Source organism: Agrobacterium sp. LAD9 (assembly GCF_003031125.1).
Lineage (GTDB): Bacteria > Pseudomonadota > Alphaproteobacteria > Rhizobiales > Rhizobiaceae > Agrobacterium > Agrobacterium radiobacter.
This window is the reverse complement of sequence record NZ_PHGS01000029.1, coordinates 58,835-78,210: the sequence shown is the minus strand read 5'-3', so window position 1 is coordinate 78,210 and position 19,376 is coordinate 58,835. Positions and strand designations below refer to the sequence as shown.

The following is a 19,376-nucleotide window of genomic DNA, read 5'->3' as shown; positions in this document are numbered from 1 at the left end:
TGCGAAACAGCCCGGGTTAGGTTCGGAACATCCTTTCCTGACAGATCGCATGAATTCCCGATGACAAAGAAAATCTATCTCGCCGGCCCGGAAGTCTTCCTCCCGAATGCGCGTGAAATGCTCGACCTCAAGGCCTCGCTGGCGCGGGAAGCCGGTTTCATACCGCTTTCGCCGGGTGATCTGCAGATTCCGCCGGCGGACACCAGGATCGGCCACGGCTGCAACATCAATGCCGTCGATGAACAGATGATGCTGGAAGCCGATGCGATCATTGCTAATCTCACGCCGTTCCGCGGCATCGCCGCCGATACGGGAACGAGCTACGAGTTGGGCTTCATGTGCGCGCTTGGCAAGCCGGTTTTCGCCTATACCAATATCGCCGCCAATCACTTTGCCCGTATCAAGGCGCATTATGGCGGCGTTGCCACCCTGGATGAAACGGGCCGCTATCGCGGACCTGACGGGCTGTCGATCGAGAATTTCGACATGGTCGACAATCTCATGCTGCATGGCGGGATTTTGCGGCGCGGCGGTATCATCATCGTCGGCGACGCGCCCGAAGCGGCTCTGTATACGGATCTGGACGCCTATAGACGCTGTCTCGCAGCTGCGGCCGAAAAATTATTGACACCGATTGACCCCGAACGAACTGATACAGTGGAGGCATCATCATGAGCGGAACCATCCTCATCACCGGCGCGACATCCGGTTTCGGACAGGCCACGGCGCAGCGCTTCGTCAAGGAAGGCTGGAAGGTCATCGGCACGGGCCGGCGGGCGGAACGGCTGGAGGCGCTTTCCGCTGAACTCGGCTCCGCCTTTCATGGCGTCGCCTTCGATATCACCGACGAAGAGGCGACGAAAAAGGCGCTGGCCGGCTTACCTGATGGATTCAGGGATATCGACATTCTCGTCAATAATGCCGGTCTTGCACTCGGCACGGCTTCTGCGCCGCAGGTACCCTTGAAAGACTGGCAGACCATGGTGGACACCAACATCACCGGTCTCCTGAACGTCACCCACCATCTGCTGCCGACGCTGATCGAGCGCAAGGGTATTGTTATCAACCTTTCGTCTGTTGCTGCGCACTACCCCTATCTGGGCGGCAATGTGTATGGCGGCACCAAAGCGTTCCTGCGGCAATTCTCGCTCGGCCTGCGTTCCGACCTGCATGGCAAGGGCGTCAGGGTAACCTCGATCGAACCGGGCATGTGCGAAACGGAATTCACGCTGGTGCGCACCGGCGGCAATCAGGAAGCCTCGGATAATCTCTATAAGGGCGTCAATCCGATCACGGCAGACGATATTGCCAACACCATCCACTGGGTCGCCTCGCAGCCCAAACATATCAACATCAACAGCCTCGAACTGATGCCGGTCAACCAGTCCTTTGCCGGTTTCCAGGTCTATCGGGAAAGCTGATTTCTCACGATTTTGGGGAGTGCTGAAAAACCGGGCAGGAATTCTTGAGCTATGCAGAAATGCAATGCTGCATTGCGAGACTTGCTCTGTTAAAAATCGCCGATACCGCTATATTCAAATCATCGAAGCGACGCACTCCTCCTCCCAGTGTCGCTCGATGTGGATCGGTGGTACTCCTCCTCCCAATCACCGATCAAGTTTGAAGCCTGCCGCACCTCCTCCCGCGGCAGGCTTTTTCCTTTTCTGGGCGTCTTTTCTTGAGCGCCTCTCGCTGTCGTCCTCTGGTGTGCCCGCTCTGCGTTGAAGGCTGGCCGCAAACTCCCCTTGAATTTCCGGGGGATTTTGATTTTTTGCGTCAAGGCAATGAGGGCTTAAATCGGGCGCGTGTCGATCACATTTTCGTTATGTCTAGATGAATTTGCACAGTTTTGTGGTGGCGTGCCCCGCCGGGCCATTGCCTAGCCCTCGGCCTGTGTTTAAGCATGGGCAAAAGAACGCTTGGGAGGTTGCCGGCACGCCTGTGTCTGTGGCCCGAAAGCGGCGGGGAGAGAATGGCAGACTTTCAAGAGGCGCTGAAGCGGTTTCAGCCGATCGCGGTTTCATCGATCGCTGAAGACGAGTTCAGATTGCGGCTACGTGGCCTGCAGGCGCGGATGATCCAGCAAAATGTGAAGGCGGTCTGGCTCGATGCATCGTCGTCGCTGACCTATTATACCGGTCTGTCGCTTGGCCTTTCCGAGCGCATTCACGGCGCTCTCGTTCCTGCCGAGGGCGCACCGGTCTATGTCAGCCCGACCTTCGAGGAGCCGAAGCTTCAGACGCTCATCCGCATTCCGGGTGAGGTCGCCGTCTGGGAAGAGGATGAAAGTCCCTTCGACCTGATGGCAAGACGTATCGGCGCACTTTCCTGTCCCGGTCATTTTGTCGCCATCGATCCCACAACACCCTTTGTTTTCGCATCGGCCCTGATGCAGCGTCTCGAAGGGCGGATCATTTCCGCCCAGCCGATGATCGTTGCCCAGCGGCAGGTCAAATCCGCGACCGAAATCGCCCTCATCCAGACCGCGATGGACGCCAGCTACGGCGTGCAGAAAGCCGTGTTCGAAGGCCTGCGTCCCGGCATTTCCACCACCGAAGTGGCCGATTTCGTCAACGCCGCCCATATTGCGCTGGGCCTGAAGCCGCTTTTCGTGGCGGTGCAGTTCGGCGAGGCGACGGCCTATCCGCATGGCGTGCCCTATGCGCAGACGCTGAACGAGGGTGACATGGTGCTGGTCGATCTCGGCGGCATTCTTCATGGCTATCGTTCCGATATCACCCGCACCTATGTCTTCGGCAAGCCGACGGAACGGCAGCGTTTTCTCTGGAACGCCGAGCGCGATGCCCAGGCTGCCGCCTTTGCGGCTGCGAGCCTCGGCGCTGTCTGCTCGGATGTGGACAAGGCGGCGCGCGACAGCCTGATAGCGGCTGGTTTTGGCCCGGACTATCAGGTTCCCGGCCTGCCGCACCGCACCGGTCACGGGCTTGGGCTGGATATTCACGAAGAACCCTATATCGTTGCAGGAAATGCCACGGCGCTTGAGCCGGGCATGTGTTTTTCCATCGAGCCGATGCTGTGCGTTTATGGCGAATGCGGCGTCCGTCTCGAGGATATTGCTTATATGACGGAGGCGGGGCCGCGCTGGTTCTGTCCACCGGAGACGAACCTCGACCGGCTGTTTCAGCCGGTCGCCGGGTAATTGGTCGGGAGGCAAAAGACCGAACGGCGACACGGGTCTCCGCGTCGCCGCTGACCAGAAGAGGTAGGCCCCCAGGGGCCGCAGGAACTCAGAAAAAGAGGGAAAGGACCACCAGATGAAAACGCTGACCCGCAGTTTGCTTATCGCCTCTGCGCTTGCGATGGCTTCCGCCATGCCAGCCAAATGGCGAAGACCTTCGTTTATTGCTCCGAGGCATCGCCGGAAGGCTTCGATCCGTCGCCCTACACCGCAGGCGGCACCTTCGACGCTTCCGCGCATCCGGTCTACAACCGTCTGACCGAGTTCAAGAAGGGCACGACCGAAGTCGAGCCCGGTCTCGCTGAAAAATGGGATGTTTCGAGCGATGGCCTCGAATACACGTTCCACCTGCGCAAGGGTGTGAAGTGGCACTCCAACGAGAAGTTCACCCCGAGCCGCGATTTCAACGCCGATGACGTGATCTTCAGCTACAACCGCCAGGGCGACGCGAAGAACCCGTGGAACCAGTATATCGCAGGCATCACCTACGAATATTACAACTCCATGGAAATGCCGTCGCTGATCAAGGAAATCGTCAAGGTTGACGATTACACCGTCAAGTTCGTGCTGACCCGTCCGGAAGCGCCTTTCCTCGCCAATATCGCGATGCCTTTCGCTTCGATCGTGTCGAAGGAATATGCCGATACGCTTGATAAGGCCGGCACCAAGGAAGACTTCAACAACCTGCCGATCGGCACCGGTCCGTTCAAGTTCGTCGCCTATCAGAAGGACGCGGTCATCCGCTACCAGAAAAACGCCGACTACTGGGGCGAAGCTCCGAAGATCGATGATCTGATCTTCGCGATCACGCCTGATGCCGCCGTGCGCCTGCAGAAGCTGAAGGCCGGCGAATGCCACCTGATGCCTTATCCGGCTCCGGCTGATCTGGCCACCATCCGCGCCGACAAGAACCTCAAGCTCGACGAGCAGCCTGGTCTGAACGTTGCCTACTTCGCCTATAACACGACCGTTGCACCTTTCGACAAGCCGGAAGTCCGCAAGGCGCTGAACATGGCGATGAACAAGCAGGCGATTATCGACGCCGTCTTCCAGGGCGCCGGCACGGTTGCCAAGAACCCGATCCCGCCGACAATGTGGTCCTACAACGACAGCATCAAGGACGATCCTTACGATCCGGAAGCAGCCAAGAAGGCTCTCGAAGCCGCTGGCGTCAAGGATCTGACGATGAAGATCTGGGCGATGCCGGTTCAGCGTCCTTACATGCCGAATGCCCGCCGTACCGCCGAACTGATCCAGTCGGATTTCGCGAAAGTTGGCGTCAAGGCCGAGATCGTCTCCTTCGAATGGGGTGAATACCTCAAGAAGTCGACCGAAGTGAACCGCGACGGTTCCGTCATCCTCGGCTGGACCGGCGACAACGGTGACCCTGACAACTTCATGGGCGTTCTGCTCTCCTGCGCCGCAACCGGCGAAGGCGGTGCAAACCGTGCTCAGTGGTGCAACAAGGAGTTCTCCGAACTGCTCTCCAAGGCAAAGCAGACCACTGACGTTGCCGAGCGCACCAAGCTTTATGAGCAGGCGCAGGTGATCTTCAAGGAACAGGCTCCGTGGGCGACGCTTGCGCACTCCACGCAGTTCGTTCCGATGTCCGCCAAGGTTTCCGGATTCACCATGAGCCCGCTTGGTGACTTCACCTTCGAAAACGTCGACGTCGCGGAATAATCCCAAACAACGGACGCGCGGAAGGACCCTGTTCTTCCGCGCGTCTTTTCAGGAAAAAACCATGATCCGGTTCATTCTCGGCAAACTCCTCTACCTCGTTCCGACATTTCTCGGGATTACCTTCGTCGCCTTTGCCTTCGTGCGCGTCCTGCCGGGCGATCCCGTGCTGTTGATGGCGGGCGAGCGTGGCATTTCACCTGAGCGGCATGCGCAGCTTGCCGAACAGCTCGGCTTCAGCCAGCCCGTCTGGCAGCAATATCTTCATTTCCTCGGACGGCTGCTTCAGGGCGATCTCGGCAATTCGCTGGTCACCAAGAAGCCGGTTCTCACCGAGTTCCTGTCGCTTTTCCCCGCGACAGTCGAGCTTGGTCTCGTCGCCATCATCATCGCAACATTGATCGGCGTGCCAGTCGGCGTCATTGCCGCCATCCGTCGTGGTTCCTGGTTCGACCAGATTTCCATGACGACCGCGCTCGTCGGCTTCTCCATGCCGATCTTCTGGTGGGGCCTGCTGCTGATCATCATGTTCTCCGGCATCCTGCAGTGGACACCGGTGTCGGGCCGCATTTCGCTGATGTATTTCTTCCCCTCCGTCACCGGTTTCATGCTGATCGACAGCCTGATTTCGGGGCAGAAGGGCGCCTTCGTGTCGGCCTTTTCGCATCTCATCCTGCCGTCGGTCGTGCTTGCCACCATTCCGCTGGCGGTGATTGCCCGCCAGACGCGCTCCGCCATGCTGGAAGTCATGGGTGAGGACTATGTGCGCACCGCGCGCGCCAAGGGCATGTCGTCCGCCCGCGTTGTCGGCATCCATGCGCTTCGCAACGCCATGATCCCGGTCATCACCACCATCGGCCTGCAGATCGGCGTACTGATGGCTGGCGCCATCCTGACCGAAACCATCTTTTCCTGGCCGGGTATCGGCAAGTGGATGATCGATTCCATCTCGCGCCGCGACTATCCGGTCGTGCAGAGCGGCCTGCTCCTGATCGCGGGTCTGGTGATGATCGTCAACCTGCTTGTCGATCTGACCTATGGCCTCATCAATCCGAGGATCCGTCACAAATGACCGATGTGATCACCACCCCCGGCGTCCGCCTTTCGGACGCCGCCATCCGCCGCCGGATGATCGCCGATTTCTGGTTCTACTTCCGTCAGAACCGCGGTGCCGTCATCGGCCTTGCCGTCTTCATTCTCCTCGTCCTCATCGCGGTCTTTGCACCCCTGATCGCGCCGCATGATCCGACCCAGCAATATCGCGATGCGCTGCTCGTCCCGCCGGTCTGGCAGGAAGGCGGCCGTGCCGGCTTCTTCTTCGGCACCGATGCCGTGGGCCGCGACATGCTGTCCCGCCTGATCTATGGCGCACAATATTCGCTGTTCATCGGCGTCGTTGTCGTCTCCATCGCGCTTGTCGGCGGCATCGTCATCGGTCTCGTCGCCGGCTTTTTCGGCGGCTGGGTCGATACCGTCATCATGCGCGTCATGGACGTCATTCTGGCCTTTCCGTCACTTCTTCTGGCGCTGGTTCTGGTCGCGGTCCTCGGGCCGGGGCTCACCAATGCCATGATCGCCATCGCCATCGTCTATCAGCCGCATTTCGCCCGTCTGACGCGTGCAGCCGTGATGAGCGAGCTCCGGCGCGAATATGTCACCGCCGCCCGCGTGGCCGGTGCCGGCAATTTGCGGCTGATGTTCAAGACCATCCTGCCGAACTGCCTTGCGCCGCTGATCGTTCAGGCAACGCTGTCCTTCTCGTCTGCGGTCCTCGATGCCGCGGCTCTCGGCTTCCTCGGCATGGGCGCGCAGCCGCCTGCCTCCGAATGGGGCACGATGCTGGCGGAAGCGCGTGAATTCATCCTGCGCGCCTGGTGGGTTGTGACCCTTCCGGGCCTGACGATCCTGATCTCGGTGCTCGCCATCAACCTCATGGGTGACGGCCTGCGCGATGCGCTCGATCCCAAACTGAAGCGGAGCTGAGCGATGAGCCTGCTGAAAATCAAGAACCTCACCGTCAAATTCGCCACCGCCACCGGCGCCTTCACGGCCGTCGACGGCATCGATGTCTCCGTCGACAAGCACGAAGTGCTGGCGATCGTCGGCGAATCCGGTTCCGGCAAGTCGGTTTCGATGCTCGCCGTCATGGGGCTTTTGCCCGATACGGCGACGATCACCGCCGATGAGATGACCTTTGACGGCATCAACCTGCTCGCCATGTCGCCGCAGGAGCGCCGCAAGCTGATCGGCCGGGAAATCACCATGATCTTCCAGGAGCCGGTCGCCTCGCTCAACCCGTCATTTACGGTGGGTTTCCAGATCGAGGAGGTTCTGCGCCTCAACCTCGGCATGAGCGGCGCTGCCGCGCGTGCCCGCGCTCTGGAGCTGTTCCGGGCTGTGGGTATTCCCGAGCCGGAAACCAAGCTCAAGGCTTATCCGCACCAGATGTCGGGCGGCCAGTGCCAGCGTGTGATGATCGCCATCGCGATCGCCTCCAAACCGCGCCTGCTGATTGCCGACGAGCCGACCACCGCACTTGATGTGACGATCCAGAAGCAGATCCTCGATCTCCTGATGAATCTGCAGACGGAATATGGCATGGCGCTGATCCTCATCACCCATGACATGGGCGTGGTGGCGGAAACCGCGGATCGCGTCGTCGTGCAATATAAGGGCCGCAAGATGGAGGAGGCGGATGTCTTAAGCCTCTTCGAGGCCCCGCAGCATCCCTATACCAAGGCACTGCTTTCGGCCCTGCCGGAAAACGCCACCGGCGACCGTCTGCCCACGGTTTCCGATTTCTTCGGCAAGGAGGGCGTTCAATGAGTATCGTTGTCGAAGGCAAGGGCATTACCCGCCATTATCACGTTCCCGGCGGCATCTTTGGCGGCGCCAAGACGGTGCAGGCTCTCAAAGGCATCGATTTTGTCGTCGAGCGTGGCAAGACGCTCGCCATTGTCGGTGAGTCCGGTTCGGGCAAGTCGACGCTTGCCCGCATCATCGCGCTGATCGACCCGGCATCCGGCGGCGAGCTGAAGATCGAAGGCAAACCGGTCGATATCGCCAAGCGCCGGCCTGACACGGTAATGCGCTCCAAGGTACAGATGGTGTTCCAGAACCCCTATGGCAGCCTCAACCCGCGCCAGAAGGTGGGTGACGTGCTGATGGAACCGCTGGTCATCAATACGAAAATGCCGGCTTCCGAGCGCCGCGAGCGTGCTGAGGCCATGCTGGTGAAGGTCGGCCTCGGTCCTGAGCATTTCAACCGCTATCCGCACATGTTCTCCGGCGGCCAGCGCCAGCGTATCGCCATTGCGCGCGCACTGATGCTGAACCCGGCGCTGCTGGTGCTGGACGAGCCGGTCTCCGCGCTCGATCTTTCGGTGCAGGCCCAGGTGTTGAACCTTCTCGCCGACCTTCAGGAAGAATTCGAGCTGACCTATGTTTTCGTCAGCCACGATCTTTCCGTGGTGCGCTACATCGCCGATGACGTGCTGGTCATTTCCAAGGGCGAGGCAGTCGAGCAGGGCACGCGCGAGGAACTTTTCGCCGATCCGAAGCACCCCTATACGCGCCAGCTTTTTGCCGCGACACCGATCACGGATGCCGACGCCATCCGTGCCCGCGTGGAGCGCCGCAAGGCGGCACGGCAGGCCGCGACGGCTTAAACGCGAGACGCCAAAGTTGAGAACAGGCCGGATTTCCGGCCTGTTCGTCTTTCAGGACTTCAAAAACATGCCGATGGCGGCGAGTGCGCCTTGCTCCCTGACGTCGCGATAGGCGGCCTTCAGGTTCGAGACGAAGGTCTCATTGCGGGGCAGATCATCGCCGAATGTGCGTTTGAAGGCGAGAAAGCGGTCGACAACATCGTCCGGCGCCATTGCCAGCTGATCCGGCGCATCCCACTCCTTGAAGGCCGGATCGAGAATCGTGATCGGCTCTCCCTTTTCGTTCCCGTCCGCGCAGGACCTGATCCACAGGGCCACGGCAAAAATGACAGCGCCGCTTCCGGCCTTTTCCTCCAGCAATTCGCGTAAGGGTCCAAGAATACGCAGCGGCACTTTCTGCGAAGCGTCGGAGGCGATCTGCATGGTCTTGTGCTGCAGCGAGGGATTGGCGAAACGTTCCCGCAGGCCGGCTGCGAATTCCGCACCATCGACGACAGGGTCCAGCGTCCGGCCGACTTCGCGCCAATAGGCGTCGATGAAATCGCGCACGGTCTTTTCACCCCAGGCATCGGCCACCGTCGCAAGGCCGGCAATCTGGCCGATGGCGGCAATGGCGCTGTGAGAACCGTTCAGCATCCTGAGCTTCATATGTTCATAGGGCTCGACATCGTCGACAAATTCCACGCCCGATTTCTCGAGCGCTGGCCTTCCATGCGGAAAGCGGTCTTCGATGACGAAACGGAAATAGGGTTCGGCAACGACCGGCCACGCATCACGCAAGCCGAGTGCGACCGAAATCGCATCCCGGTCCGCATCCGTGGTGGCGGGAACGATCCGATCCACCATTGAGCAGGGGCAGGCAATATTGGCTTCGATGAAGGAGGCCAGTTCCTTATCCGCAAGGTTGGCGAATTCCAGCAGCAGCTTTTGCAACACATGGCCGTTGGCGGGCAGGTTGTCGCAGGACAGCAGCGTCAGGGGCCGAGAACCCTCTTTGCGCCTGCGCCGCGTGGCCGCCAGAATGAAGCCGAAAATGGAACGCGGCCTGTCCGGGTTTTCGAGATCATGGACGATATCAGGGTGTTCGCGCAGCAGGCTGCGGGAGGCGAGATTGGTCAGGTAGCCCTTCTCCGTCACGGTCAAGGTGACGATGAGAACGCGCGGATCGGCCATCCGCTCCAGGAGCCGTTCGGGGTCTTCCGGGGCAACGATGGTTTCCAGAATGGAGCCGATGATACGCAGGCGCTCGCTTTGGCCATCACGCAGGCAAAAGGTGTAGAGATTGTCCTGCGGTTCGATGGCGTCGCGTGTGTCCGGACTGCGCAGCGACGCGGCGACGATGCCCCATTGCGTCTCACCTCGGTCGAGGCAATCGTCGATGAAAACCGCCTGATGCGCCCGGTGAAAGGCGCCGACGCCGAGATGCACGATGCCGGGCGTGATCTTCTGACGGTCATAGGCGGGTGTTGCTACTGTTTGCGGCAGGCGGGGCAGGGTTGCAGCGGAAAGCCGGTCTGTCATCGACGCGAAATCCCCGTACGGAGCGAAATGGTCGCGGCTCGCGCCGATGGAGTTGCGACGCTCGGGTTTTCGCGCATGTCAGTTCCTCCCCTTGTCTTTTGAATGGATCAGGCGCCGGCCTCTTTGAGCAGCCGGACCTGGCGCAGCGTGTTCTGCCGGCTGCGCTCGAGATGCCGCCATAGGGCATCGATGATCTGGACCTTGCTGCCGGCGGCAATGGCGTCGGCGATATTCTGGTGTTCCTCGACCGAGCGGGCGTAATCGCCGAGGATCGAGACGAAAACCGTGTGGGTCTGGTCGAGAATGCGCCCATGCGAGCCGGAAATGACGGGAATGCGCGCCGCCGAAACAAGAGTCGTATGGAAGCCGCGATCGTAAAAAAGCGCTTTCGACAATTCGTCCAGCGTCGAGCCCTTGGCGAATTCACGATGTTTCGCCAGGCTTTCCAGAAGTTCCGCGTGCAGCGCTCCATCCAGTTGCCCGGCGTCGAAAGCCACTTCCACCGCGCCTTTTTCGAGCAGCATTCTGGCGGCGTAAAGCTCTTCCACATCCTCCACAGTGAAATCGCGCACCACCATGCCGCGCCGGGAGGAATTGACCACCAGCCCGTCAGCTTCGAGTTTCAGGCAGGCTTCTTTCACCGGCGTGGGGCTGATGCCGAGATCGGCGGCAAGCTCATTGGGTAACAGGCGTTCGCCGCCGCGCAATCTGCCGCTGACGATGCGTGCGCGCAGTTCCTGATGCGCCTGTTCGGCGAGCGTGATTTTGACCAGCGTGTTCATGGCGGCATCATCGCCCAGCTTCGCGGAACAGACAATGGTTGAATATTAAAAATAAAAAATTTTTTATTTTACAAGAGCCGTTTTTCCTTTAGCTCTATCTGCCAGCGGAAGCGGGCTGCTGGAGGAGGGTGGCCTGCAAATTCCCGAAAGCCATCCGCGCGATCTCTGATCGCGGGGCGGTGGCGTCTGTTCCTCCCCGGAAGCAATCAGCATCGAGGAATGACCGATCATGAAAATTACCGCCGTCGAACCTTTCATCCTGCACCTGCCGCTGACCTCGGAGTCCATTTCCGATTCCACCCACAGCATCACCCATTGGGGCGTCGTCGGCGCAAAGATCACCACGAGTGACGGCCTTGAGGGCTATGGTTTCACCGGCACCCATGCGCATCTGCCGTCCGACAGGCTGATCACATCCTGCATCAGCGATTGTTATGCGCCCTTGCTGGTGGGAGAGGATGCGTCGGACCATTCACGGCTGTGGACGAAACTTGCCCGTTACCCCTCTTTGCAATGGGTCGGCCGCGCCGGCATCACCCATCTGGCGCTGGCCGCGATCGACGTGGCGCTCTGGGACCTGAAGGCGAAAAAGGCGGGCGTGCCGCTCTGGCAATATCTCGGCGGCGCGCGCACGGCGGCGGTGGAAGCTTACAATACCGATATAGGCTGGCTTTCCTTCACGCTGGAGGATTTGCTGGCGGGCAGCACGAGGGCGGTGGAGGAGGACGGCTTCACCCGCCTGAAGATCAAGGTCGGGCATGATGATCCGACTATCGATATCGCCCGCCTCGCCGCCGTCCGCAAGCGTGTCGGTTCGTCCATTCGCATCGCCATTGACGGCAACGGCAAATGGGATTTGCCGACCTGCCAGCGTTTCTGCGCGGCGGCGAAGGATCTGGATATCTACTGGTTCGAGGAGCCGCTCTGGTATGACGATGTGACGAGCCACGCGCGGCTGGCCCGCAATACGTCCATTCCGATTGCGCTCGGCGAACAGCTCTATACGGTGGATGCGTTCCGCTCATTCATCGATGCCGGCGCGGTGGCCTATGTCCAGCCGGATGTGACCCGGCTTGGCGGCATAACCGAATATATCCAGGTCGCCGATCTCGCGCTCGCCCATCGACTGCCGGTGGTGCCGCATGCCGGCGAAATGAGCCAGGTGCATGTGCATCTGAGCTACTGGCACCCGGCATCGACCATTCTCGAATATATTCCGTGGATCAAGGATCATTTCGAAGAACCGATCCATGTCCGTGACGGTGTTTACAAACGTCCGGAACACCCCGGCGCCAGCACCACGCCTCTGGCCGAAAGCTTTGCCCGTTATGGCAAGGCGGTGAAATGAGTAGCGGTATACAGCCCGGATTTTAAGGGAGGGAAAGCCCGTCCTCCGTCATGCCGGACTAGATCCGGCATCCAGCTACGGCGCGTCTGCGCCGTAAAAAGAGTCTTTCGCGATCAAAGACTTGATCGCGCAGGACCCCGGATCAAGTCCGGGGTGACGGAGTGTGGATGATGCAATTTTTCCAAATTTAGCGCCAGCCGAGCGCCGGCGCTACCTGCTTGAGGATCGTCTCGATCACATGGGCGTTGTAATCGACGCCCAGCTGGTTCGGCACGGTCAGGAGCAGCGTGTCGGCCTCGGCGATGGCTTCGTCGGCCTTCAGCTGTTCGATCAGTTTTTCCGGCTCGGCGGCATAGCTGCGCCCGAAGATCGCGCGCGTCTTGTCGTCGATGTAGCCGATCTTGTCGTCACCTTCGTTGCCGTAACCGAAATAGGACCGGTCGCGATCGTTGACGAGGGCGAAGATACTGCGGCTGACCGATACACGGGGCTCGCGGGCATGACCGGCTTCCTTCCAGGCTTCCCGGAAGGTGCGGATCTGCTGCGCCTGCTGGACATGGAAAGGCTCGCCCGTTTCGTCCGTCTTCAGGGTGGAGCTTTGCAGGTTCATGCCAAGCTTTGCCGCCCACACCGCCGTTGCATTGGAACTCGAACCCCACCAGATGCGCTCGCGCAGCCCTTCGGAATGCGGTTCCAGCCGCAGCAAGCCGGGCGGGTTCGGGAACATCGGACGCGGGTTCGGCTCAGCGAAACCTTCGCCCTTCAGAAGTTCGAGGAAGACTTCGGTGTGCTGACGCGCCATGTCTTCTTCGCTCTGGCCTTCGGCCGGACGGTAACCGAAATAACGCCAGCCATCGATCACCTGCTCCGGCGAGCCGCGGCTGATGCCGAGCTGCAGGCGGCCGCCGGCGATGAGGTCGGCCGAACCGGCATCCTCGGCCATGTAGAACGGGTTTTCATAACGCATGTCGATGACGCCGGTGCCGATTTCGATCTTTTTCGTGCGGGCGCCGACGGCGGCCAGAAGCGGGAAGGGCGAGGCAAGCTGGCGGGCGAAATGATGCACGCGGAAATAGGCGCCGTCGGCTCCCAGTTCTTCCGCCGCGACGGCGAGGTCGATCGATTGCAGCAGCGTGTCCGCAGCCGAGCGGGTCTGCGACTGGGGCGACGGCGTCCAGTGGCCGAAGGAGAGAAATCCGATCTTTTTCATGATGACCTTCCAGATGTCGGAGGATGCCGGTCGTCACAAACCGGCTTCGTTGTTGTCAGTCATATAGGCAACCGTGCGCATCCTCCAACCGGCCACCCGTAAACACGGTGTCGCCGAAATGTGAACGATGACCGCGTCAGGCGATTGTTCTGCGGTCCAGGATGAAGAGATTTTCATGCGCGCGTGCGGTCGTGAGGATGAAATCCATCAGAGAGCGTACCCGCGGCACATTGGCGAGATCGTGGTGGCTGGTCAGCCAGTAGCCGCGCCGCAGTTCCACCTCACCGGCAAGCACCATCTGCAGGTCTGGAAAACGTGCCGCGATGAAATTCGGCAGGATGCACAGGCCCCTGCCGCTCAGCGTTGCCGTCAGCTGCGCGAAAATGCTTGAGGACTGAAAGCCCGGACGCAGGCCGGGCATCACGTCGCGCATATAATCGAGGCCCGGTGAGAAGATCAGGTCCTGCACGTAGCCGATAAAGAAATGATCGGGCAAATCCTCGCGTCGGGTGATTTTCGGGTGGCTGGCGAGATAGGAGCGCGAGGCATAGATATGCAGCGTGTAGTCGATGATCTGTTCGTTGATGTAGGGACCGGCTTTCGGAGGGTCGAGCGTGACCGCCACATCCGCCTCCTTCCTCGACAGCGCCATGATCTGCTGGATCGTCACCATCTCCACCATGATGTGAGGATGGGTTATGGCGAAGTCCTTGAGCCTTTCAACAAAGAAAAAATTGGAAAAACCCTCGGGCGCACTGAGCCGCACCACGCCGCGCAGCAGGCTGCCGCTTTCGGAAATATCCGATTGCAATCTTTCCGCTTCCGCCTCGATGCGCTCGACGGTATCGACCAGCCGCCGCCCGACCGTGGTTAGCTCGTAACCACGCGGGTTTCTCTCGAACAGCTTGGTTTTAAGCGAGAATTCCAGCCGGTCGATGTGGCGGGAGACGGTGGCGTGGCTGGTGCGCAGGCTTCTGGCCGCCGAGGAGAGCTGTCCGGTGCGGGCCACGGCCAGAAAATATTGTAGGTCGTCCCAGGTGAAAGGGGTGGCCATATTTGTCTCCCATCAAGAGTTCTGTTCAAAAATGAACAGTTCCTGTTCGCAATTTGATGATGCCCAGCTCTTGTGTCAACGACCGAATTCGAGAAGTCTAGGCTCAGGATGCATCGCTTTGAGGAGGGCGGTGTGACCGTTCAGGTGCAATGGCATGGAAACCATCACGCGGTTTCGTTCACCATTGCACAGACCCATCTGAGGCTCGCAATCATCTCTGGGAGGAGAAGTCATGCGCAAGAGTATCCTTTTATCCACGGCCATGGCACTGGCCGCGGGCACCGCCGCTTATGCCGCCGAGATTTCAGACGGCAAGGTCAAGATCGGCATCCTGAACGACCAGTCGGGTGTCTACGCCAATTTCGGCGGCAAGTACTCTTATGAAGCCGCGAAGATGGCGGTTGAGGATTTCGGCGGCAAGGCGCTGAATGCGCCGGTTGAGGTGGTGACCGCCGACCACCAGAACAAAGCGGATGTGGCCTCCAATATCGCCCGCCAATGGTACGATACCGAACAGGTCGATTCGATCATGGAACTGACCTCGTCGTCGGTCGGCCTTGCCGTGCAGGCGCTCTCCAAGGACAAGAAGAAGATCACCGTCAACACCGGGGCGGCAACCACCGAACTGACCGGCAAGCAGTGCAGCCCCTATGGTTTCCATTGGGCCTATGACACCTATTCGCTGGCGGTCGGCACCGGCGGCGCGCTGGTGAAGCAGGGCGGCGACAGCTGGTTCTTCCTGACCGCAGATTATGCCTTCGGTTATTCGCTGGAAGAAAATACCGCGAATTTCGTCAAGGCCAATGGCGGCAAGGTGCTGGGCTCCGTGCGCCATCCGCTTGCCACGACGGATTATTCCTCCTTCCTGCTGCAGGCGCAGTCCTCGGGCGCGAAGGTCATAGGTCTTGCCAATGCCGGTCTCGATACCTCCAACGCCATCAAGCAGGCGGCCGAATTCGGCATCGTCGCCGGCGGCCAGCGGCTTGCGGCCCTTCTCTTCACGCTCGCCGAAGTCCACGGCCTCGGTCTTGAAGCGGCCCAGGGACTGACGCTGACGGAAGGCTTTTATTGGGACCGCGACGATGAATCGCGCAAATTCGGCGAACGCTTCAAGGAACGCACCGGCGCCATGCCGAACATGGTGCATGCCGGCACCTATTCCGCCGTGCTGCATTACCTGAAAGCCATCGAAAAGGCCGGCACCGACGATGCTGATGCCGTCGCTAAGGCCATGAAGGAAATGCCCGTCAACGACGTCTTCTCGAAGGATGGCCATGTGGCCGCCAACGGCCGCATGATCCACGACATGTATCTCATGGAAGTGAAGAAGCCGGACGAGAGCAAGCAGCCGTGGGATTATTACAAGGTGCTCGCCACCATTCCCGGCAAGGAAGCCTTCATGGACCCCGCAAAAAGCGGTTGCCCGCTGGTAACGCAATAAAAGACTGACGCAATAAAGGGGAAAGTTTCATGACGATCGCTCCCGCCCCCGCCGGGCAGGCCGAACCTCGCGTCGTTCTTTCGGCGCGTGGTCTCACCAAGACCTTCGGCGCATTCGCAGCCGTGAAAAACGTCGATCTCGACGTGCATCATGCCCGCGTTCATGCGCTGATCGGCCCGAACGGCGCCGGCAAGACTACGGTCTTCAATTTGTTGACCAAGTTTCTCCAGCCGACGGGCGGGGCGATCACCTTCATGGGAACGGACATAACAAGGACGCCGCCGGACAAGGTGGCGCGTCTCGGCCTCGTCAGATCCTTCCAGATATCGGCGGTGTTTCCGCATCTGACGGTTCTGGAGAATGTACGGGTGGCGTTGCAAAGGCCCAACAACCTTTCAACGCAATTCTGGTTACCCCTGTCGTCGCTTGACAGGCTCAATGCGCGCGCCGAGGAGCTGATCGCAACGGTTGGCCTGACGCGGGAAAAACATGCGCTTGCGGCCGATCTTTCTTACGGCCGTAAGCGCGTTCTCGAAATCGCCACCACGCTGGCGCTCGACCCGAAGGTGCTGCTGCTTGATGAGCCGATGGCCGGTATGGGCGGGGAAGATGTCTCGCATGTCGCCGAGCTCATCCGCGAGGTGGCCAAAACCCGCGCGGTGCTGATGGTCGAACACAATCTGAAGGTCGTGGCCGATATCTGCCATCACGTCACGGTGCTGCAGCGGGGGGAAATTCTGGCGGAAGGCGATTATGCCGCCGTTTCCGCCGATCCGCGCGTGCGCACGGCTTACATGGGCACGGAGGAGGCTTGATATGGCGGCAATGCTCGAAGTCTCCAACCTGAAATCCTGGTACGGCGAAAGCCAGGCCCTGCACGGTGTCGATCTAACCGTCGGCGAAGGCGAAACCATCACCATTCTCGGGCGCAACGGCGTGGGCAAGACCACGACGCTGCGCACCATCATGGGCATCATCCGCAACCGCAAGGGCGTCATCAAGCTCGGCGGCAAGGATCTGATGCCGGTGCCGCTGCATCGCACGGCGAAATACGGTCTTGGTTTTGTGCCGGAAGAGCGCGGCATCTTCGCGACGCTAAGCGTCGAGGAAAACCTCAAGCTGCCGCCCGTCGTCGCATCCGGTGGCATGACGCTCGATGAAATCTACGAGCTGTTTCCCAATCTCTACGAACGCCGTACCAGCCCCGGCACCAAGCTTTCCGGCGGCGAGCAGCAGATGCTGGCCATGGCGCGCATCCTGCGCACCGGGGTAAAGGTGCTGCTGCTGGACGAACCGACCGAGGGACTTGCCCCCGTCATCGTGCAGCGCATCGGCGAGGTGCTGCAGAAACTGAAGAGCCGCGGCATGACCGTGGTTCTGGTCGAACAGAATTTCCGTTTTGCGAGCCGCATCGCTGACCGTTTCTATCTGATGGATCACGGCCAGATGGTCAGCAATTTTCCGGTCGGCGAGCTGTCCGGCCGCATGGGCGAGCTCAACAAGGTGCTGGGGGTTTAACCATGACAATGATCTTCGGCGTTCCAATTCAGGCACTGCTCGGGCAATTGCTGGTGGGCCTCATCAATGGGTCCTTTTATGCGCTGCTGTCGCTCGGCCTTGCCGTCATTTTCGGCCTGCTGCGCGTCATCAATTTTGCCCATGGCGCGCAATATATGCTCGGCGCTTTCGTCGCCTTTCTCGGCCTTCAGTATTTCGGCATCACTTTCTGGGTGGCGCTCATCGTCACGCCGCTTGTCGTCGCACTTTTCGGCGCGATCATCGAACGCTTTCTGCTGTCGCGGCTTTATGATCTCGATCCGCTTTACGGGCTGCTTTTCACCTTCGGCCTGGCGCTGGTGGTGGAAGGCACGTTCCGCTGGCTTTATGGCGCGGCGGGCCAACCCTATTCGGTTCCGCGCGAGCTTGCCGGCGGCACCAATCTCGGCTTCATGTTCCTGCCGAATTACCGCGCTTTCGTCGTCGTGATTTCGCTCATCGTCTGCATTGCCACCTGGGCTTTGATCGAAAAGACGCGTCTTGGCTCCTATCTGCGCGCTGCCACCGAAAACCCGACGCTGGTGCAGGCTTTCGGCATCAATGTGCCTGTTCTCCTGACGCTGACCTACGCGCTGGGTGCCGGCCTTGCCGGGTTCACCGGGGTTCTCGCCGCGCCCATCTATCAGGTCTCGCCGCTGATGGGCACGAACCTCATCATCGTCGTCTTCGCGGTTGTCGTGGTCGGCGGCATGGGGTCGATCATGGGCGCCATCGTCACCGGTTACATGCTGGGCGTCGCAGAGGGCCTCACCAAGGTGTTCTACCCGGAAGCCTCCAATATCGTCATCTTCGTCATCATGGCCTTTGTGCTGCTCATCCGCCCCGCCGGACTTTTCGGAAAGGACGCCTGATATGTCCAAAGCCACTCATAGCCCCACTGCCGGCACGCTGCCGCAGACGGAAGTTTCGGCGACCGCCGGAACCATCAAGACCGTTCTCATACTGGCGGGTCTTGCCGTGTTGATCGCCGCGCCGATGTTCGTTTACCCGATCTTTCTGATGAAGCTTCTGTGCTTTGCGCTGTTCGCCTGCGCCTTCAACCTGCTGATCGGTTATACGGGGCTGTTGTCCTTCGGCCATGCGGCGTTTTTTGGCGGGGCGGCCTATTTCACCGCCTATTCGGTGAAGGAATGGGGCGTTACGCCGGAGATCGGCCTTGTCATCGGCATGGCGGGCGCGGCCCTTCTCGGCCTCGTCATCGGCTTTTTCGCCATTCGCCGTCAGGGCATCTATTTCGCCATGATCACGCTCGCGCTATCGCAGATGTTTTATTTCTTCTGCCTTCAGGCGCCGTTTACCCATGGCGAGGACGGCTTGCAGGGCGTGCCGCGCGGTCATCTTTTCGGTCTTCTCGATCTCAATGCGCCGCTCAATATTTATTACACGGTGCTGGCCGCCTTTGTCCTGGCACTTCTGGTCATCTGGCGTTTCGTCAACTCGCCCTTCGGCATGATCCTGAAGTCGATCCGTGAAAACGAGCAGCGCGCCATTTCGCTGGGTTACAGCGTGCAGCGTTACAAGCTTGGCGCTTTCGTCATGTCGGCGGCGCTGGCCGGTCTTGCGGGCGGTCTGAAGGCGCTGGTCTTCCAGTTCGCGACGCTGACCGACGTCACCTGGCAGATGTCGGGCGAGGTGATCCTGATGACGCTGCTCGGCGGCATCGGCACCATGATCGGCCCTATCTTCGGCGCGGGTCTCGTTGTCACCCTGCAGAACTATCTCGCGACATCGGATTTCCCGGTCACCATCATCACCGGGCTTGTCTTCATGGCCTGCGTTCTGGTGTTCCGGCGTGGTCTGATCGGCGAATTTTATGCGTCGTGGCTCGGGAGAAAACTCGGCTTCCAGCACCGCGGCTAGAGATTTTTGAAAACACTTGAAAGGCTTCCCCCGCGTCCGGGACGGTGCGGCAAGGG

At 60.1% G+C, this 19,376-nt stretch carries 17 protein-coding genes and 1 pseudogene; 14 read left to right on the top strand and 4 right to left on the bottom strand.

Going from position 1 to position 19,376, the window contains the following annotated elements; all coding sequences use genetic code 11:
• Positions 1-60 precede the first annotated feature (60 nt).
• The 8 genes and pseudogenes from DA915_RS26165 to DA915_RS26125 all read left to right on the top strand — a co-directional run bounded on the left by DA915_RS26165 (position 61) and on the right by DA915_RS26125 (position 8,547).
• A complete protein-coding gene (locus DA915_RS26165) occupies positions 61-675 on the top strand; it encodes a nucleoside 2-deoxyribosyltransferase (RefSeq protein ID WP_162687296.1) in 615 nt (204 codons plus the stop codon).
• A complete protein-coding gene (locus DA915_RS26160) occupies positions 672-1,421 on the top strand; it encodes an SDR family oxidoreductase (RefSeq protein ID WP_003508670.1) in 750 nt (249 codons plus the stop codon). Before DA915_RS26165 ends, DA915_RS26160 begins: the two co-directional genes overlap by 4 nt.
• A 551-nt stretch (positions 1,422-1,972) precedes the next feature.
• A complete protein-coding gene (locus DA915_RS26150) occupies positions 1,973-3,160 on the top strand; it encodes a Xaa-Pro peptidase family protein (protein WP_107677745.1) in 1,188 nt (395 codons plus the stop codon).
• A gap of 160 nt (positions 3,161-3,320) precedes the next feature.
• A pseudogene (locus tag DA915_RS26145) lies at positions 3,321-4,882 on the top strand (ABC transporter substrate-binding protein).
• A 61-nt stretch (positions 4,883-4,943) separates the two neighbouring features.
• On the top strand, positions 4,944-5,951 hold the full coding sequence (locus DA915_RS26140; RefSeq protein WP_107677744.1) for an ABC transporter permease subunit: 1,008 nt from the start codon (positions 4,944-4,946) through the stop codon (positions 5,949-5,951).
• A complete protein-coding gene (locus DA915_RS26135) occupies positions 5,948-6,862 on the top strand; it encodes an ABC transporter permease subunit (RefSeq protein ID WP_003508674.1) in 915 nt (304 codons plus the stop codon). The genes DA915_RS26140 and DA915_RS26135 overlap by 4 nt, the downstream gene beginning before the upstream one ends.
• A gap of 3 nt (positions 6,863-6,865) precedes the next feature.
• Positions 6,866-7,705 (top strand): ABC transporter ATP-binding protein, encoded by an 840-nt coding sequence (locus tag DA915_RS26130; protein WP_020813549.1) that lies wholly within the window; start codon positions 6,866-6,868, stop codon positions 7,703-7,705.
• Entirely contained in the window at positions 7,702-8,547 is an 846-nt protein-coding gene (locus DA915_RS26125) for an ATP-binding cassette domain-containing protein (protein ID WP_107677743.1), read from the top strand. The genes DA915_RS26130 and DA915_RS26125 overlap by 4 nt, the downstream gene beginning before the upstream one ends.
• Positions 8,548-8,598: 51 nt before the next feature.
• Here DA915_RS26125 and DA915_RS26120 read toward each other — a convergent pair whose 3' ends face one another.
• Together DA915_RS26120 and DA915_RS26115 are read right to left on the bottom strand one after the other, a co-directional pair.
• On the bottom strand, positions 8,599-10,068 hold the full coding sequence (locus tag DA915_RS26120) for a mannitol dehydrogenase family protein (protein ID WP_107677742.1): 1,470 nt from the start codon (positions 10,066-10,068) through the stop codon (positions 8,599-8,601).
• A gap of 107 nt (positions 10,069-10,175) precedes the next feature.
• The gene (locus DA915_RS26115) at positions 10,176-10,850 is read right to left on the bottom strand and encodes a GntR family transcriptional regulator (RefSeq protein ID WP_107677741.1); all 675 of its coding nucleotides are present in this window, start codon (positions 10,848-10,850) and stop codon (positions 10,176-10,178) included.
• A 229-nt stretch (positions 10,851-11,079) separates the two neighbouring features.
• On the opposite strand from DA915_RS26115, the gene DA915_RS26110 reads away from it, so the two are divergent.
• Complete coding sequence (locus DA915_RS26110) at positions 11,080-12,198, top strand: mandelate racemase/muconate lactonizing enzyme family protein (protein ID WP_107677740.1); 1,119 nt, start codon at positions 11,080-11,082, stop codon at positions 12,196-12,198.
• Positions 12,199-12,385: 187 nt separating this feature from the next.
• Here DA915_RS26110 and DA915_RS26105 read toward each other — a convergent pair whose 3' ends face one another.
• Both DA915_RS26105 and DA915_RS26100 read right to left on the bottom strand, forming a co-directional pair.
• Positions 12,386-13,408 (bottom strand): LLM class flavin-dependent oxidoreductase, encoded by a 1,023-nt coding sequence (locus tag DA915_RS26105; protein ID WP_107677739.1) that lies wholly within the window; start codon positions 13,406-13,408, stop codon positions 12,386-12,388.
• A 136-nt stretch (positions 13,409-13,544) separates the two neighbouring features.
• A complete protein-coding gene (locus DA915_RS26100; protein ID WP_031234580.1) occupies positions 13,545-14,462 on the bottom strand; it encodes a LysR family transcriptional regulator in 918 nt (305 codons plus the stop codon).
• 232 nt (positions 14,463-14,694) lie between these two features.
• Between DA915_RS26100 and DA915_RS26095 the strand changes: the two genes are divergently transcribed.
• Genes DA915_RS26095 through DA915_RS26075 form a run of 5 tightly spaced genes read left to right on the top strand, consistent with a single transcriptional unit; the run spans position 14,695 to position 19,320 of the window.
• Positions 14,695-15,903: an ABC transporter substrate-binding protein gene (locus DA915_RS26095; RefSeq protein WP_107677738.1), complete on the top strand. Its 1,209-nt coding sequence runs from the start codon at positions 14,695-14,697 to the stop codon at positions 15,901-15,903.
• Positions 15,904-15,932: 29 nt separating this feature from the next.
• On the top strand, positions 15,933-16,718 hold the full coding sequence (locus tag DA915_RS26090) for an ABC transporter ATP-binding protein (RefSeq protein WP_003508686.1): 786 nt from the start codon (positions 15,933-15,935) through the stop codon (positions 16,716-16,718).
• Between the two features lies 1 nt (position 16,719).
• Entirely contained in the window at positions 16,720-17,421 is a 702-nt protein-coding gene (locus tag DA915_RS26085) for an ABC transporter ATP-binding protein (protein WP_020009981.1), read from the top strand.
• Between the two features lie 2 nt (positions 17,422-17,423).
• On the top strand, positions 17,424-18,311 hold the full coding sequence (locus tag DA915_RS26080) for a branched-chain amino acid ABC transporter permease (protein WP_026363562.1): 888 nt from the start codon (positions 17,424-17,426) through the stop codon (positions 18,309-18,311).
• A gap of 1 nt (position 18,312) precedes the next feature.
• On the top strand, positions 18,313-19,320 hold the full coding sequence (locus DA915_RS26075; protein WP_003508689.1) for a branched-chain amino acid ABC transporter permease: 1,008 nt from the start codon (positions 18,313-18,315) through the stop codon (positions 19,318-19,320).
• Positions 19,321-19,376: the final 56 nt, after the last annotated feature.